Raw genomic sequence first — 13,841 nt, 5'->3', positions numbered from 1 at the left:
AACGCCCCGGCGCCATGCTGGGTGCGGCAGGTGCATTCGCACCTCGCAGCAAGGAGAAGCCATGACCGCCCACCAGCCAACGATGTCGCGCCCTGCCGGGGCGCTTCCCGCACGGCCGCTGCCGCCGGAGACGCTCGCCATGGTCGAGGACATGCTCGCGCAGGCCTTGCACTGCCTGCGCGAGGCCGCGGCCCCGCCCCGCGACGCGCCGGATGCCGGCGCGCTGGAGTACGACTCCTGGCTGGCCGCGCTGCGGCGCTGAGCCCCCACCGCGCCCAGGCCCGCGGCGACGGGATCAACCCATCTGCATTTCCTTCTTCAGGCTGGAGATCTCGTCGTGCGCGCGCTGCACCGCCTGCTGCGTGCGCTGGTCGACGCTGCTGCCGGCGCTGCGGCAGGCCTGCATGGCGCGGTCGCCGGTCTGCTCCATCTGCATCACCTTCTGCTTGATGCCGTCCTGGCCCATCTGCTGCTGGCTGCCGGCTTCCTGCTTCACCTGCCTGGCCTGCTGGTGCAGGGAATCGACCTGCTGGCGCAGCTCGCCGGGCACCGAGCCCTGCTGCACGCACTTCATCGCCTCGTCGGCGCATTCCTCGATCCGGTTGATCCGCTGCTGGAGTTGTTCGGTCTGCATCGTTCGCTCCTGTTTCATGCTGTTCGTGAAGACCCATTGCAGCGCGCATCGCGCGGCCGGTCTGCCGGATGCGGGCGACGCGCGCCTGTCGGGCGGCGTCGACACAGCGGCGTCACCGCTCGCCCATGTGCAGCCAGTCCGCCTCGCCGAGCCGCTCCATGAAGGCGGCGACCCGGCCCAGCTTGCCGTGCCGCTCGGCCCACTCGAGGTACTCGCGGAAGAACAGGCGCTTCTGCAGCGAGGACAGCTTGCTCCAGAGCCACCGTTCGACCGGCGGCGGCGGCAGGTCGTCCGCACCCGGTCCGCCGAGCTCGTGATAGAGCTGCGTCCACAGCGCCGGTTGCGGGCAGACACGGTTGTTGCGGCGCGCGACGACCATCAGGGTATCGGCGCCCAGCGGCCCCAGGGGCGTGCGGGCCGGCGGCGGCTCGACGCTGCGCGCGCCGGTGGAGAGCGGCGCGGGCGCCGACGGTTCGGTCGGCGCGAACGCCGCATCGAGCTCGCGCTTCGCCTCGTGCCAGAGTTCCCACGTCGAGTCGCCGCCTTCCCGCACCTCCGGGACGGGCAGGGAGTCGAGCCACGTGGCCGGATAGGGTTGCTGCTGCGGGGGCCTCTTGTCGCCGGGCCCGTCGTTGTGCCGTCGTGCCATGGGCCCAAGTTAGGACCGGCCGCGCGGGGCCGGCGTAGGCCGCAGCCCAAGATCGCGCCCCGAGGATGACGGCACGGCGGCCGCGGACCGTGAAGCAAGGCACACTTCGCGCACATGGCAGCCCCGTTCAACTACCGGCATCTCCACTACTTCTGGGTCGTCGCCAAGGAAGGCGGCATGGCGCGCGGCGCGGCGCGGCTCGGTGTCGCGGTGCAGACCGTCAGCGCGCAGGTGCGCGCGCTGGAGCAGGACCTCGGCTACGCATTGTTCAAGCCGGCGGGACGCGGCGTCGCCCTCACCGAGGCCGGCGTGGCGGCCATGGCGCATGCCGACCAGATCTTCCAGCTGGGCGAACAGCTGCCGGCTGCCGTGCGCGATGCGGCGACGGGCCAGGGACTGCGGCTCGCGGTGGGCATTCCCGACGCCCTGCCGAAGCTGGTGGTGCGCCACCTGCTGGAGCCCGCGGTGGAAGACCCGCGCGTGCGCCTGCTGTGCCACGAGGACGAATTCGACCGCCTGCTCGGCGACCTCGCCCTGCACCGTCTGGACATCGTGCTGTCCGACCGCGCGGCGCCGCCGAACCCGAACCTGCGGCTGTACAGCCACGCGCTGGGCGAGGCGCCGCTCGCATGGTTCGCGCCGGTGTCGCTGCTGCCCAGGCGCGCGCGGCGCTTTCCCGACCTGCTGTCCGAGCTGCCGCTGCTGCTGCCCACCGGCCATTCCGCGGTGCGCCCGCGGCTGGACCAGTGGTTCGAGCGGCAGGGATGGCGTCCGCGCATCGCCGGCGAATTCGAGGACAGCGCCCTGCTCGCGGCCTTCGGCCGCAGCGGCATGGGCGCGTTCCCCGCCTCGCGCTGGTCGCACGCGGAGCTGCTGAAGGATCCGGGCATCCGCCTGCTCGGGAACTGCCCCGAGCTGGTGGAGCACTTCTACCTGATCACGGCGGAGCGCCGCATCCAGCATCCGCTGGTGCAGCGCCTGCTCGTCCAGGCCGCCAGGCGCTGAGCGCCTACTGCGCCTGCTGGATGCCCGCGATCACCCAGCCGCCGGCGCCGGTGCGCGGCTTGGTGAGGTGCCACACCTCGTCGAGGTCCTCGGGCTCGGCGCCCGGCTGCTCGCGCACGCTGCCGGTGAAGCGCACGCTGACGACGTACTGCGCCGGTTCCTCCACGGCTTCCAGCACCTGCGCCTCGAGGCCGAACACCTCGGTGCGCTGCGTGCTGCCCGCGGGACGCGATTCGACCTCGTCGCGCACCACGTCGTACATCTCCGGCGTCAGGTAGTCGCGCAGGCGCTGCAGGTCCCCGGCGTCGTTGGCCGCCTGCAGCATCAGGAACTGCGTCTTCGCCTTGCGCACGAAGCCTTCCACGTCGAAGCCGGCCGGCACGGGGCCGCCCACGGCCGGCGCCGCGAGGCCGGAGCCGATGCGCGAGCCGATCAGCGATCCGGCCTGCGACTGCGGCTGCGTCTCGCTCGCGCGGAACAGGCCCGGGGGCGCGCCGGCGGCGGCGCCGCCGAAGGGCGTGCCCTGCGCCGCGGCGCGCTTGCGCATCACCATCCCGATCACCGCGAGCACGGCCATCCCGATCAGCACGATCGTCAGCACGTTGGCCAGCCCCTCGCCGAAGCCGAGGTGCGACGCGAGCGCGGCGATGCCCAGGCCGGCGGCGAGGCCGGCGATCGGGCCCATCCAGCTGCGGCGGGGCGCGGCGGCCGCGGTGCCTGCCGCTGCGGGGGCCGTGGCCGGTGCCGCCTGCGTCGGCGCACGCTGCACGCCCGCGGGCGGGGTGGACGGCGGGGTGACGGCCTGGCGCTGGATGCCGCTGGAGCGCACGCCGCCCAGGCGCCGGGCCTCGGCGTCCAGCGCCACGCCCATGCCCACGGCGAGTACCACGGCGAACAGTGCCGCTGCCTTCTTCATTCGATTCTCCTGAGTTCGTGATGCGAGCCACCAAAATAGCGGCGGCAGGCCCGAGGAAAAAGCAGAGAAAAGCTGCAGCTCGTTCAGGAAAAACCGAAGTGGGCGAAGCGCGCGGTTCAGCGGCCGGGAGCGAACAGCGCGTTCAGTTCCGCGCCGGACGCGGCGGCGGCGAAGCCGTCGAAGCGGCCTTCGCTCGCGATCGCCTGCGCCGCCCGCATGAACCCGCCCCAGGCCGAGCGCGCCATCGCGCCACCGACGCTCACGCGCCGCACGCCCAGCGCCTCGATGTCGCGCAGGGTGAGGTCGGTGGCGAAGCCGACCAGCAGGTTGACGGGCTTGGGCGCGACCGCGGCGACGACGGCGGCGATCTGCTCGCGCGTGCGGATGCCCGGCGCGTAGAGGCAGTCGGCGCCGGCTTCGGCGTAGGCCTGCAGGCGGCGGATCGCATCGTCGAGGTCGGGACGGCCGACGAAGAAGTTCTCGGCGCGGCCGACCAGCAAGGCCTCGCCGCCCCATTCGTCGACGGCGGCGCGGGCCGCGCGCATGCGCTCGACGGCCTCGGCGATGTCGCGCAGCGGCGCGCCGGGGTCGCCGGTGGAGTCCTCGATCGAGATGGCGGCGATGCCGGTGTCGAGCGCGCGCCGCACGTTGCGTGCGACGCCGGCGGCATCGGGCGCGAAGCCGGCCTCGAAGTCCGCATTCACGGGCAGCGGCGTGGCGTCGACGATCTCGCGCAGGTGCACCAGGACCTCGTCGACCGACATCTGCCCGTCGGCCTTCGCATGGCGCCATGCTGCGCCGGAGCTGGTGGTGGCGAGCGCGCGGAAGCCCAGCTTCTGCAGGTAGCAGGCGCTGCCGGCATCCCACGGATTCGGGATCACGAAGCAGCCGGACGCATGCATGCGCCGGAACGCCTGCCGGCGCGCGGACACTTCCTCGGGTGAAAGCATGGGGCCTCCTTCCTTCGCGATGAAGGAAGGATTCTGCGCCCCGCTGCAGGACCCCTACAGGTCGTGGTGGCAGCCGCCGAGGCCGGCGGCCTTGCGCACGTCCGGGCTGGTGGGCACGCCGTCGTCGACGCCCAGCGCGGGACCCGCGCCGCTGGTGGCCGTCGAGATCGCCTCGGTCTTCAGGACCACGGGGACGACGGCTGCCTTCGGCGGCTGCGCGGCCGCTTCCTGCGGCACCGGCGCCGGCGTCACCAGCGCGGCGAGCGCCAGCCCGCCGACCAGGGCCGCGCCGAGGGCGCCGGCCCAGCGCGGCGGCACGCGCAGCGGTGGCGCATGCTGCGTGGCGCCGCCGGGCTCGCCGGCGGCGGAGGCATCACGTACGAGGTGGCACATGGCAGGCTCCTTCGCGCGAGGTCCTGGGTCCTCGCTCCTGCCAGTATGGTGCGCCGCCGGCGCGATGCAAGCGAAAGCATACGCCGCCACAGTCGCGCTGCATTCGCAGGGTGGCGGTGAGCGCAGCGAACCCCACCGCCGGTGTTCAGTTTCCCAACCCCATCGCCCGAGTGATCTTCTCCCCCGAGGCGCGCAGCCGCCGCAGGTCGGACCCCAGGTCGCCCGCCAGCAGCTGGCCGTGGCGCTTGCGCCAGCGGCCGGCCACCATCACGCTGTCGATGTTGGCAAGCGAAGCCTGGAACACCACGCTGCTGACCGGGTCGTGCACGGGCTGCATGTTGAGGTCGCTCGCGCGGACGAGCACGAGGTCCGCCTGCTTGCCCGGCGCCAGCGTGCCGATGCGGTCCAGCTGCTGCAGCATGCGCGCGCCCTCCACCGTCACCCAGGCCAGCGCTTCGCGCGTGGTGATCGTCGACGTGGGCGGGATGCTGCCGTGCTGCTCGCGGTGCGCCACGTTGTCCAGGCTGCGCTGGATGCCCAGCGCGATGCGCGCCTGCGTCAGCATGTCGCCCGACAGCACGCTCTCCAGGTCCACGCCCAGCGAGGGCGCGCGCCCGAAGCCGCGCAGGCGGCCGGTGAGCGGATGGCCGTGGCCTTGCGACATCTCGCTTTCCGCGGCGGCGGAAAAGCTCATGCCCAGCTCGCAGAAGCGCCGCAGCTGCGCGTCGTCGAGCGCATGGCCGTGCACGATGTTCACGTGCGGCCCGAGCAGCCCCTCGGCCTCCAGCCGCTGCCAGCCGTCGGGCGAGCGGGCCGGTCCGCCGCCCTGGTGCAGCGAGGCGATGACGCCGAGCTCCCGGGCCATGCGGAAATCGTGCAGCGCGACGTCCAGCGTCGAATAGTGCGGCCCGAGCACGGCGGCATGCACCGACAGGAGCGCGTGGCCCTGGTGCGCCTTCAGCAGGCGTTCCAGCGCGCGCCGCGGGTGCGGCACTTCCCAGAACGGCGCCTCGCCCGGCTTCGGGTCCGGCTTGGGCGTGCCGTGGAAGAAGGCGGCGCGGATGCCGGTGGACAGCAGGCCCTCGATGGCCGCGTCGTCGTGGTCCGGCGTGGGGTTGTTGTGGCACCAGTCGACCAGCGTGGTGGTGCCGCAATTCAGCTGGTTGAGCGCGCCCATGCGCGTGGCGATGAACAGGTCCTCGGGCGCGAAGGCCGCGGCCAGGCCGGCGTGCATCTTGCGGAAGTACTCCAGCAGGGTCCAGTTCGCCGCCACGCCGCGCAGCGCCGTCTGCCAGGTGTGCATGTGCGCGTTGACGAGGCCGGGGATCAGGATGAAGCCGCTGGCGTCCACCGGTTCCGCGTCTTCGGCCTCGATGGCCGGCGCGATCGCGGCGATGCGGTCGCCGCGCACCAGCAGGTCGCCTTGCGGCAGGTCGCCCTGCCTGTCCATCGTGACGATGGCGGCGCCGCGGATCAGGGTGTTGGACATGGCTCCTCCGTCGGCGCGGGTGCGAGCCCGGCCCGGCCCCCACTGTAGGGCCAGCCTATGATTTGGCCAAGCACCGGAGGAGCGTGGCGGATGGCGGACACCCTGGACACCGAGGTCCTGGTCGCGGGCGGCGGCCCTTGCGGGCTGATGCTCGCCAACGAGCTGGGGCGGCGCGGCATCGCGACGCTGCTGGTGGATGCGAAGCCCTCGACGGCCTTCAACCCGCAGGCGAACGCCACGCAGGCGCGCACCATGGAGCACTTCCGCCGGCTCGGCTTCGCGCAGGAGGTGCGCGCGCTGGGCCTGCCCGCGGACCATCCGACCGACATCGCCTACTTCACCCGCTACACGGGGCACGAGCTGGCGCGCCTGTCGCTGCCCACCGCGGCGCAGGCCGTGCGCAACGTGCGCACGATGGGCGGCTCCTGGAGCGCGGCGGAACTGCCGCATCGCGTGTCGCAGAAATTCGTGGAGCAGGTGCTGCGCCGGCACGCCGAGGCGCACGCGGCGAACTCGATCCGCTACGGCTGGAAGCTGCTGGAGTTCCGCGACACGGGCGAACACGTCGAGGCGCTGGTGCAGCCCGCGGCGGGCGGCGCGGCGCAGCGCGTGTGCGCGCGCTTCCTCGTGGGCGCCGACGGGCCGCGCAGCCCGGTGCGCAATGCGCTGGGCATCGCCTGGGGCGGCGCCAGCGGCGTGCGGCGCGACTTCATGGGCGGGCAGATGTTCGCCGTGTACCTGCGCGCCCCGGGCTTCTACGACGTCTTCCCGCACGCGCGCGCCTGGATGTACGTCTCGGTGAATGCGCAGCGGCGCGCCTTCATGGCCTCGGTGGACGGGCAGTCCGAATTCGCCTTCCACGCCGCCGTGCACCAAGGCGAGGACGCGGAGGCCTGGGGCGAGGACGATGCGCGCCGCGTGTTCGCGCAGGCGCTGGGGCGCGAGATCCCCATCGAGGTGCTGTCCTGCGGCACCTGGACGGCCGGGCACTCGCTGGTCGCGCAGTCCTTCGGCCGCGGCCGCGTGTTCATCGCCGGCGACGCCGCGCACCTGTTCACGCCCACGGGCGGGCTGGGCTACAACACGGCGGTGGAAGACGCGGTGAACCTCGGCTGGAAGCTGGCGCAGGTGGTGCGCGGCGCCAGCCCGTCGGGGCTGCTGGACAGCTACGAGCGCGAACGCCGGCCGCTCGCGCTGCGCAACACCGCGTATGCGCAGCGCTTCGCCGACTCGGTGGGCCTGTTCCCGGCGCGCCCCGAGCTGGAGATGGAAGGCCCCGAGGGCGAGGCCGCGCGGCGCGAGGCGAGCGCGCACCTGGACGCGCACGTGCGCATGGAGTTCAACATCCCCGGCGTCACCTTCGGCGGTCGCTACGACGGCTCGCCCGTGATCGTGCACGACGGCACGTCACCGCCGCCCGACACGGCCAACAACTACGTGCCGACCGCCTGCCCGGGCGGGCGCCCGCCGCATGCCTGGCTGGCCGACGGACGCTCGCTGTACGACAGCTTCCATCCGGAGTGGACGCTGCTCGCGCTGGGGCCGCAGCCGCCCGACACCGCCGGTTTCGAGCAGGCCGCGCGGGAACTGGCGCTGGACCTGCGCGTGGTGCACCATGGCGACCCGGCGCTGCGCGCGCTGTACGAGGCGCCGCTGGCGCTGGTCCGGCCCGACCAGGTGGTGGCGTGGCGCGGCCAGCATGCGCGCGATGCCCAAGGCATCCTTCGCATTGCGAACGGAATCGCGTAGGCTGGCGGTGAGCGCAGCGAACCCCAGCATCTTCCCGAGGAGGAGCCCCCGATGTCCCGCGTCCGCGTCCTGGCCTTCACCCTGTCCCTCGACGGCTACGGCGCCGGCCCGCGCCAGACCCCGCAGGAGCCCATGGGCGTCCGCGGCGAGACGCTGCACCGGTGGATGCTCCCGACCCGCACCTTCCGCACCATGATGGGCGCCGAGGGCGGCAGCACCGGCGTGGACGACGACTTCGCGCGCCGCAGCTTCGACAACGTCGGCGCCTGGATCCTGGGCCGCAACATGTTCGGGCCGGTGCGCGGCCCGTGGCCGGACGAGGAATGGAAGGGCTGGTGGGGCGACACCCCGCCCTACCACGTGCCGGTGTTCGTGCTGACGCACCACCCGCGCGCTTCGCTGGCCATGCAGGGCGGCACGGTCTTCCACTTCGTGACCGGCGGCATCCACGAGGCGCTGGAGCAAGCCCGCGCCGCGGCGCAAGGCAAGGACGTGCGCATCGGCGGCGGCGTGTCCACCGTGCGGCAGTACCTGCAGGCCGGCCTGGTGGACGAGATGCACCTGGCGATCTCGCCGACCGTCCTGGGCGGGGGCGAATCGCTGCTGGCCGGCATCGACCTGCCGGCCCTGGGCTTCCGCTGCAGCGAGCACGTGGGCACGGAGGCCGCGCTGCACGCGGTGCTGACGAAGGGCTAGAACCGCATCCCCACGCTGAGCGTATACACGTCCGGATCCAGCCGCGTATCGATCTTCTGGCCCGAGTTGAGCGTGGCCGTCGTCTTCAGGAAGGTGCGCGCGTAGTGCAGGTCCACGAAGAAGCGGTCGGTCAGCATCGCCGTCACGCCCAGCCCGATCGACCAGCCGAAGCGCGAGTCCACGTCCAGCTGCGTGCCGCCCGCCGGGCTGATCGGGTTCACCGCGTTCAGCGTCGCGCTGCCGCGCTCGCCGTAGAAGTAGGCGTAGGTGATGCCCGCGAGCGCGTACGGCCGGATGCGCGCCGTCGGCTCCAGGAAGCGGTACTGCCCGAACACGCTGACCGGCAGCACGCGCGTGGAGCCGATGCGGCCGACGCCGCGGATCGCCCCGGCGCCCTCGATGTCGTGCTCGAAGCCGAAGCCGATGGGCACTTCCACGGACCAGTGGTCGGTGAGCATGCGGCCGATGAACAGCGTCGGCTGCGTGTCGGCATCGACCTCCACGCGCGTCCCGGGCGCCGACGGCGGCGAGAGGTTGCCGCTGTCGGTGTTGGGCGCGATGCGCGTGACGCCCACGCCACCGTACCAGGTGCCGGCCACCTGGGCCTGCGCGGCGCCGCCCGCGGCGAGCAGCAGGGCGGCCGCAGCGGCCGTCGCGACGTTCTTCTTGTGCATGGCGTTTCCTTTGTTCGTGGTGCGGTCAGAGCCAGCCGGCCCGCGCGATCGCGCGGCTGACGGAGGCGGCGAGCAGCCGGTGGCCGAAGGGCGTCGGGTGGAAGCCGTCGGAGAAGGCCCAGGTCTGCCACCAGCCGGCGGCGAGGCCGGTCGGTGGCGCCGCATCCAGCGCCGCGGAGGTGCAGGTCTGGAAGTCGTAGGTCGGCAGGCCGGAAGTGTCCGTGCCGGTGACCGGGCAGGCCGCCTGCGTCGCGTTGCTCAGGCCGTAGGCCGCCGGATGCGCGACCTCGTCGGTGAAGTCGTCGTGGAAGGGGACCAGCGCGACCCGCTCGTCGCCGCCGATGCGCGCTTCCAGGCGCGCGTTGAAGGCGCTGATCCACTGCTGGATGGCGCCTTGCAGGGCGGCCGCCGCGGCGGCGCCCTGCGCCTGTCCCACGCCGGCGAGCACGGCCTGGAAGCGCGGCGTGAGCGTGATGTCGGGCATGTCGAGCACGACCACGTGCGTCGCGCCCGCGTCCAGCGTGTTGGTCTTGATCGCCTCGTAATAGGTGTCGGCCAGCGCCTGCATGTACATGCCGGCGAGGATGGCCGCGCCGTTGGCTTGCGGCAGCGTGTCGGCGATGGTGGTCGCGTCGAGCTGCTGCGCGAGGAAGGCCTGGTAGTTGGTGACGCCCGCGCCGCCCGCCGCCGCGCCGAGGTAGGCGCCGACCAGGTCCGCCGCGTCGTTGCCGCCGCCGTCGACCAGCACCAGGTCGGTGGCGCTCCAGGCGCCGCCGTTGGCCTGCAGCGCCGTGGCGAGCTGCAGCGGCACGGAAAACGGCGCCGAAGCGCCGCCATTCGATGCCGGGTTGACGATGCGCCCGCCGCCCACGGCGAAATTGGTGCAGCCCGCCGTGGTGTTGGCCACGAAGGTGGTGCCGTTGAACACGTAGAAGTTGCACTGCGTATCGATGCCGAAGTTCCGCGCCACGATCTGCGGGAAGATCGGGAAGCCCGCGGCGGGATCCGCCGCGTTCTGCACCGTGAACTTCAGGCCGAAGGTGCCGACGTCGGCGAGGCTGTCGCCCGCGACGGTGACCTTCCGGATGTCCGAGCGCGGGCCGTCCGCCCCGCCGCCGCCGCCGCAAGCCGCCAGCAGTGCCGCCGCGGCGAACGCGGCAGCCAGCAGGTGGAGTCTTCTTCGTGTTTGCATGTCGTCTCCAGCTCAGGAAAGGGAAAAGGAATCGGTCAGCGGTCCCGCAGCATGCGCCCGAGCGCGAGGAACGCGGGCAGCGTGATGGGGTCGTTGGCCGCGCTCGCCGCGACGGGGTGCGAGGCGAAGCGGGCGATGACGAGGTCCGCGTCCGGCGCGACGTACAGGCGCTGGCCGTGGATGCCGCGCGCCTCGAAGGCGCCCAGCTCGTTGTGCGTCACCCACCACATGCTGCGGTAGGAATAGCCGGGCAGCAGCGTGTAGCCCGCCTTGGCGAACTTCTCCGGGTCGCTGCCGCGGCGGATGTCCGCGATCACTGCCGGCGGCAGCACCTGCCGGCCGTTCCAGTCGCCATCGCGGCGCATCAGCTCGCCGAAGCGCGCGAGGTCGCGCAGGGTGGCGCAGAGGCCGCCGCCGCCCATGGGCACGCCGATCGGATCCACCGAGAGGTAGCCATCCTGCTCGCAGCCGAGCGGCGTCCACAGGCGCTCGGAGAGCATCTGCGCGAGCGGCTCGCCGGTCACGCGCTTCATCACCCAGCACATGAGCTCGGTGTTGACCGTCTTGTACGCGAAGGCCTCGCCGTGCCGGCCCTCGGGACGCAGCGTGCGCAGGTAGTCGTAGAAGCTGGCGGGGCCCGCGTAGCCGGCCGGCCGCGGCCGCAGGCCGCCGGCGCGCGAGTAGTCCCAGATCTGCGCCTTCGGGTCCGCGTAGACCTCGGAATAGGCCACGCCGATCTGCATGTCCATCAGCTGGCGCAGCGTGGCGTCCTCGTAGGCCGTGCCCTTCATCTCCGGCAGCCAGTGCGGGATGCGCTGCGTCTCGTCCAGCACGCCGTCGTGCACCAGCGTCGCGCACAGCGTCGCCGCGTAGGACTTGGTGATGGAGAAGCAGCTGTGCGGGACGTGCTGCTCCAGCGCGCCGAAGTAGCGCTCGTAGATGCGCCGGCCGCGGTACAGCACCAGGATGCCGTCGGTGTAGGTGTCCGGCAGCGAGGCGTCCCAGCGGCGCGCGCGCCCCTGCATGTCGGTGAAGCGCAGCGCGTCGATCGCGTCCTCGGTGATGCTGCGCGCCTCGGCGAAGCGGCTGGGCGGGCCGGCGCCGCGCCAGACGTTCACGGTGGGCACCAGCTCGCGCATGTGCGAGAGGCTCCAGCGGATCTGCGGGAAGTCCAGGAAGCGGTCGTCCGCGAAGCGCACGAGCTTGTCCGCCGGCGGCGGCGCGCCTTCCATCCACCCGAGGCGGCGCGGGTCGGAAGCGAGTCCGTCGGGGTAACGGACGCCGTCGAATTCCAGGGTGCGTTCTTCCATCGCCAGCCCTTTCCTGAATGGCAGGCGAGCGTACAGGAAAACGCGGCTTATGCGTGAGGGCGGCGGCCCTCGAAGGCGTCCTGCAGCAGCTGCCGCAGCGCCGGGCGCTCCAGCGGGCGCGGGTTGGGATAGGGGGTCCGCAGGGCGATGTCGCAGGCACGGTCGAGCTGGTCGGCCGGCATGCCGACGTCGCGCAAGGCCACGGGCGCACCGTTGTGGCGGGCCAGGTCGTACACCGCCTGGGCGGCGCTGCGGCCCTCCAGCGCGCGGGCGATGCGGGCCATCGCCTGCGGCGCGGCGGCGGCGTTGTAGGCGAGCGCGTGCGGCAGCACGATGGTGTGCGTCTGCGCATGCGGCAGGTCGAAGCTGCCGCCCAGCGTGTGGCACAGCTTGTGGTGCAGGGCCATGCCCACGTTGGCGAGGACGATCCCGCACAACCAGGCGCCGTAGAGCGCCTCGCCGCGCGCATCCAGGTCCTGCGGGTTCGCGCGGATGCCCGGCAGGGCGCGGCCCAGCGCCCGGATGCCCTCCTCCGCCATCAGGTCCATCACGGGGTTGGCGTCGGCGGCGTACAGGCCTTCGGCCGCATGGGCGATCGCGTTGATGCCGCTGGTGACGCTGAGCGCGACCGGCAGCGTGAGCGTGAGCTCGGGGTCGTAGATCACGGTGCGCGGCAGCACCCGCGCGTCGCGGCCGGTCTTCTTGAGGCCGCCTTCGGTGATGCCGTAGATCGGCGTCATCTCGCTGCCGGCATAGGTGGTGGGGATGGCCAGGATGGGCAGGCCGGAATCGAGCGCGATCGCCTTGCCCAGCCCGGTGGTGGAGCCGCCGCCGACGGCGACGGCGCAATCGGCGCCCAGCGCGCGGGCGCGTTCGCGGGCTTCGCGCGCCACCTCGATCGGCACGTGCATCGCGGCCCCGTCGAAGATGCCGGCCGCGCGCTCGCCCAGCATGTCCGCGACGCGCTCGGCGGATGCGCGCTGTTCCGGCGTCGACAGCACCAGCGCGCGGCGCGCGCCCAGGGCCTCGATCTCGGCGCCCAGGCGGGCGAGCGCGCCGGCGCCGAACACGACGCGCCCGGGCTGGCCGTTGTAGGTGAAGCTGCGCATCAGCCCTCCAGCCCGTCGCTCAGCGCGACGTTCTCGGGCTTCAGCTCCAGGCCGGCATCGCGCGCCGTCTCCTGCAGCAGCACGGCGAAGTCGATGTCGCCGTGGCCGCGGCCGACGAGCCGCGCGACCGATTCGCGCGTGGCCGCCGCGGCCGGCATGGCGACGCCGTGCGCCTTCGCGGCGCCCATGCCGAGGTCCATGTCCTTCAGCAGCAGCTGCGGCGTGAAGGTCACCTGGTCGAAGGACAGGTTGGCCAGCATCGGCGTCTTGTAGCGCGTGTACATGGAACCCAGCACCGATTCGTTGATGCTCTCCAGGAACACGTGGCGCGGGATGCCGGCCTTCTCGGCCAGCACCGTGATCTCGCAGAGGTTCTGGATCACCACGCCGAACATGGTGTTGTGGGCGATCTTCCAGATGCGGGCCAGCTCGCCCTCGCCCACCCACATGGCCTTGCGGCCCATCGCGGCCAGGTAGGGTTGCGCCTTGTCGTAGAGGGCGCGCGGCCCCGAGGCGACGATCAGCAGCTTGCCGGCCTTGGCGACCTTGGCGTTGCCCGACACGGGCGCGCACAGGTAGGCGACGCCCATCGCCTCGAGCCGTGCGCGGATCTCGGCGGAGCCTTCCTGCGAGATCGAGGAGCTGTCCACCACGACCTGCGGCTTGTGCGTGCCGGCGACGAGGCCGCCCTCGCCGAAGAGGACGTCCTTCAGGTCGTCCGTCGTGGAGACCATGGTGAAGACCACGTCGCAGCGCGCGAGCTCGCTTCGCTCGCGCACCACCTCGGCGCCGTAGGCCGCGAGCGGCTCCGCCTTGGCGCGCGTGCGGTTCCACACGCTGGCGGAGAAGCCCGCCTTGAGCAGCCGCGTGACCATCGCCTGGCCCATGCGGCCCAGCCCGATCCATCCCACCTGGTTTGCCATGCTGGTCCCTTTCTTGCTGGACGCAGTGTCGGGCGCAAAGCACGCGATGGCAAGCCGGAAACGTCATCCCCGCGGAGGCGGGGGGTGGTCTCAACCGGTCAACGCAACAGAATCGAACTGTTGCGGAGACCGAGATGAGAAAGATGAGGGCA

15 protein-coding genes are annotated in these 13,841 nt (G+C 72.5%); 4 read left to right on the top strand and 11 right to left on the bottom strand.

Annotation, left to right across the window (positions count from 1 at the left end; genetic code table 11):
- Nucleotides 1-61 precede the first annotated feature (61 nt).
- Nucleotides 62-262 (top strand): hypothetical protein, encoded by a 201-nt coding sequence (locus tag ACY0MJ_RS19505; RefSeq protein ID WP_462640205.1) that lies wholly within the window; start codon nucleotides 62-64, stop codon nucleotides 260-262.
- Between the two features lie 33 nt (nucleotides 263-295).
- On the opposite strand, the gene ACY0MJ_RS19500 is transcribed toward ACY0MJ_RS19505, so the two are convergent.
- Nucleotides 296-634, bottom strand: a complete 339-nt coding sequence (locus ACY0MJ_RS19500; RefSeq protein WP_462640204.1) for a hypothetical protein — start codon at nucleotides 632-634, stop codon at nucleotides 296-298.
- A gap of 112 nt (nucleotides 635-746) precedes the next feature.
- The gene (locus tag ACY0MJ_RS19495; protein WP_462640203.1) at nucleotides 747-1,283 is read right to left on the bottom strand and encodes a hypothetical protein; all 537 of its coding nucleotides are present in this window, start codon (nucleotides 1,281-1,283) and stop codon (nucleotides 747-749) included.
- 114 nt (nucleotides 1,284-1,397) lie between these two features.
- Here ACY0MJ_RS19495 and ACY0MJ_RS19490 point away from each other — a divergent pair, with 114 nt between their 5' ends.
- On the top strand, nucleotides 1,398-2,288 hold the full coding sequence (locus ACY0MJ_RS19490) for a LysR family transcriptional regulator (RefSeq protein ID WP_462640202.1): 891 nt from the start codon (nucleotides 1,398-1,400) through the stop codon (nucleotides 2,286-2,288).
- Nucleotides 2,289-2,292: 4 nt separating this feature from the next.
- Here the strand turns inward: ACY0MJ_RS19490 and ACY0MJ_RS19485 are convergent, their stop codons facing one another.
- The 4 genes from ACY0MJ_RS19485 to ACY0MJ_RS19470 form a co-directional block, all read right to left on the bottom strand.
- Nucleotides 2,293-3,204: a Tim44 domain-containing protein gene (locus ACY0MJ_RS19485; protein ID WP_462640201.1), complete on the bottom strand. Its 912-nt coding sequence runs from the start codon at nucleotides 3,202-3,204 to the stop codon at nucleotides 2,293-2,295.
- A gap of 116 nt (nucleotides 3,205-3,320) precedes the next feature.
- On the bottom strand, nucleotides 3,321-4,154 hold the full coding sequence (locus ACY0MJ_RS19480; protein ID WP_462640200.1) for an isocitrate lyase/PEP mutase family protein: 834 nt from the start codon (nucleotides 4,152-4,154) through the stop codon (nucleotides 3,321-3,323).
- A 54-nt stretch (nucleotides 4,155-4,208) separates the two neighbouring features.
- The gene (locus tag ACY0MJ_RS19475) at nucleotides 4,209-4,547 is read right to left on the bottom strand and encodes a hypothetical protein (protein WP_462640199.1); all 339 of its coding nucleotides are present in this window, start codon (nucleotides 4,545-4,547) and stop codon (nucleotides 4,209-4,211) included.
- A gap of 145 nt (nucleotides 4,548-4,692) precedes the next feature.
- On the bottom strand, nucleotides 4,693-6,036 hold the full coding sequence (locus tag ACY0MJ_RS19470; protein WP_462640198.1) for an amidohydrolase family protein: 1,344 nt from the start codon (nucleotides 6,034-6,036) through the stop codon (nucleotides 4,693-4,695).
- 90 nt (nucleotides 6,037-6,126) lie between these two features.
- Here ACY0MJ_RS19470 and ACY0MJ_RS19465 point away from each other — a divergent pair, with 90 nt between their 5' ends.
- Entirely contained in the window at nucleotides 6,127-7,785 is a 1,659-nt protein-coding gene (locus ACY0MJ_RS19465; RefSeq protein WP_462640197.1) for an FAD-dependent oxidoreductase, read from the top strand.
- Between the two features lie 51 nt (nucleotides 7,786-7,836).
- Entirely contained in the window at nucleotides 7,837-8,481 is a 645-nt protein-coding gene (locus tag ACY0MJ_RS19460) for a dihydrofolate reductase family protein (RefSeq protein WP_462640196.1), read from the top strand.
- Here ACY0MJ_RS19460 and ACY0MJ_RS19455 read toward each other — a convergent pair.
- From ACY0MJ_RS19455 to ACY0MJ_RS19435, 5 genes are read right to left on the bottom strand one after another with little or no spacing between them, the layout of a single operon-like run.
- The gene (locus tag ACY0MJ_RS19455; RefSeq protein ID WP_462640195.1) at nucleotides 8,478-9,155 is read right to left on the bottom strand and encodes an OmpW/AlkL family protein; all 678 of its coding nucleotides are present in this window, start codon (nucleotides 9,153-9,155) and stop codon (nucleotides 8,478-8,480) included. The genes ACY0MJ_RS19460 and ACY0MJ_RS19455 overlap by 4 nt on opposite strands.
- A gap of 25 nt (nucleotides 9,156-9,180) precedes the next feature.
- A complete protein-coding gene (locus tag ACY0MJ_RS19450) occupies nucleotides 9,181-10,347 on the bottom strand; it encodes an SGNH/GDSL hydrolase family protein (protein WP_462640194.1) in 1,167 nt (388 codons plus the stop codon).
- Between the two features lie 35 nt (nucleotides 10,348-10,382).
- A complete protein-coding gene (locus ACY0MJ_RS19445; protein ID WP_462640193.1) occupies nucleotides 10,383-11,657 on the bottom strand; it encodes a serine hydrolase domain-containing protein in 1,275 nt (424 codons plus the stop codon).
- 47 nt (nucleotides 11,658-11,704) lie between these two features.
- A complete protein-coding gene (locus ACY0MJ_RS19440) occupies nucleotides 11,705-12,766 on the bottom strand; it encodes a maleylacetate reductase (protein WP_462640192.1) in 1,062 nt (353 codons plus the stop codon).
- A complete protein-coding gene (locus tag ACY0MJ_RS19435) occupies nucleotides 12,766-13,737 on the bottom strand; it encodes an NAD(P)-dependent oxidoreductase (RefSeq protein WP_462640264.1) in 972 nt (323 codons plus the stop codon). The genes ACY0MJ_RS19440 and ACY0MJ_RS19435 overlap by 1 nt, the downstream gene beginning before the upstream one ends.
- Between the last annotated feature and the right edge of the window lie 104 nt (nucleotides 13,738-13,841).

The sequence above is a fragment of the Ramlibacter sp. bp-362 genome (assembly GCF_054956735.1).
Note: the sequence above shows the minus strand (reverse complement) of the source record. Positions and strands in the feature narration are given on the sequence as shown.

Bases quoted from the DNA above. Each gene is read 5' to 3' on its own strand.
- ACY0MJ_RS19505 (WP_462640205.1), top strand. From the start codon at position 62: ATGACCGCCCACCAGCCAACGATGTCGCGCCCTGCCGGGGCGCTTCCC.
- ACY0MJ_RS19500 (WP_462640204.1), bottom strand. From the start codon at position 634: ATGCAGACCGAACAACTCCAGCAGCGGATCAACCGGATCGAGGAATGC.
- ACY0MJ_RS19495 (WP_462640203.1), bottom strand. From the start codon at position 1,283: ATGGCACGACGGCACAACGACGGGCCCGGCGACAAGAGGCCCCCGCAG.
- ACY0MJ_RS19490 (WP_462640202.1), top strand. From the start codon at position 1,398: ATGGCAGCCCCGTTCAACTACCGGCATCTCCACTACTTCTGGGTCGTC.
- ACY0MJ_RS19485 (WP_462640201.1), bottom strand. From the start codon at position 3,204: ATGAAGAAGGCAGCGGCACTGTTCGCCGTGGTACTCGCCGTGGGCATG.
- ACY0MJ_RS19480 (WP_462640200.1), bottom strand. From the start codon at position 4,154: ATGCTTTCACCCGAGGAAGTGTCCGCGCGCCGGCAGGCGTTCCGGCGC.
- ACY0MJ_RS19475 (WP_462640199.1), bottom strand. From the start codon at position 4,547: ATGTGCCACCTCGTACGTGATGCCTCCGCCGCCGGCGAGCCCGGCGGC.
- ACY0MJ_RS19470 (WP_462640198.1), bottom strand. From the start codon at position 6,036: ATGTCCAACACCCTGATCCGCGGCGCCGCCATCGTCACGATGGACAGG.
- ACY0MJ_RS19465 (WP_462640197.1), top strand. From the start codon at position 6,127: ATGGCGGACACCCTGGACACCGAGGTCCTGGTCGCGGGCGGCGGCCCT.
- ACY0MJ_RS19460 (WP_462640196.1), top strand. From the start codon at position 7,837: ATGTCCCGCGTCCGCGTCCTGGCCTTCACCCTGTCCCTCGACGGCTAC.
- ACY0MJ_RS19455 (WP_462640195.1), bottom strand. From the start codon at position 9,155: ATGCACAAGAAGAACGTCGCGACGGCCGCTGCGGCCGCCCTGCTGCTC.
- ACY0MJ_RS19450 (WP_462640194.1), bottom strand. From the start codon at position 10,347: ATGCAAACACGAAGAAGACTCCACCTGCTGGCTGCCGCGTTCGCCGCG.
- ACY0MJ_RS19445 (WP_462640193.1), bottom strand. From the start codon at position 11,657: ATGGAAGAACGCACCCTGGAATTCGACGGCGTCCGTTACCCCGACGGA.
- ACY0MJ_RS19440 (WP_462640192.1), bottom strand. From the start codon at position 12,766: ATGCGCAGCTTCACCTACAACGGCCAGCCCGGGCGCGTCGTGTTCGGC.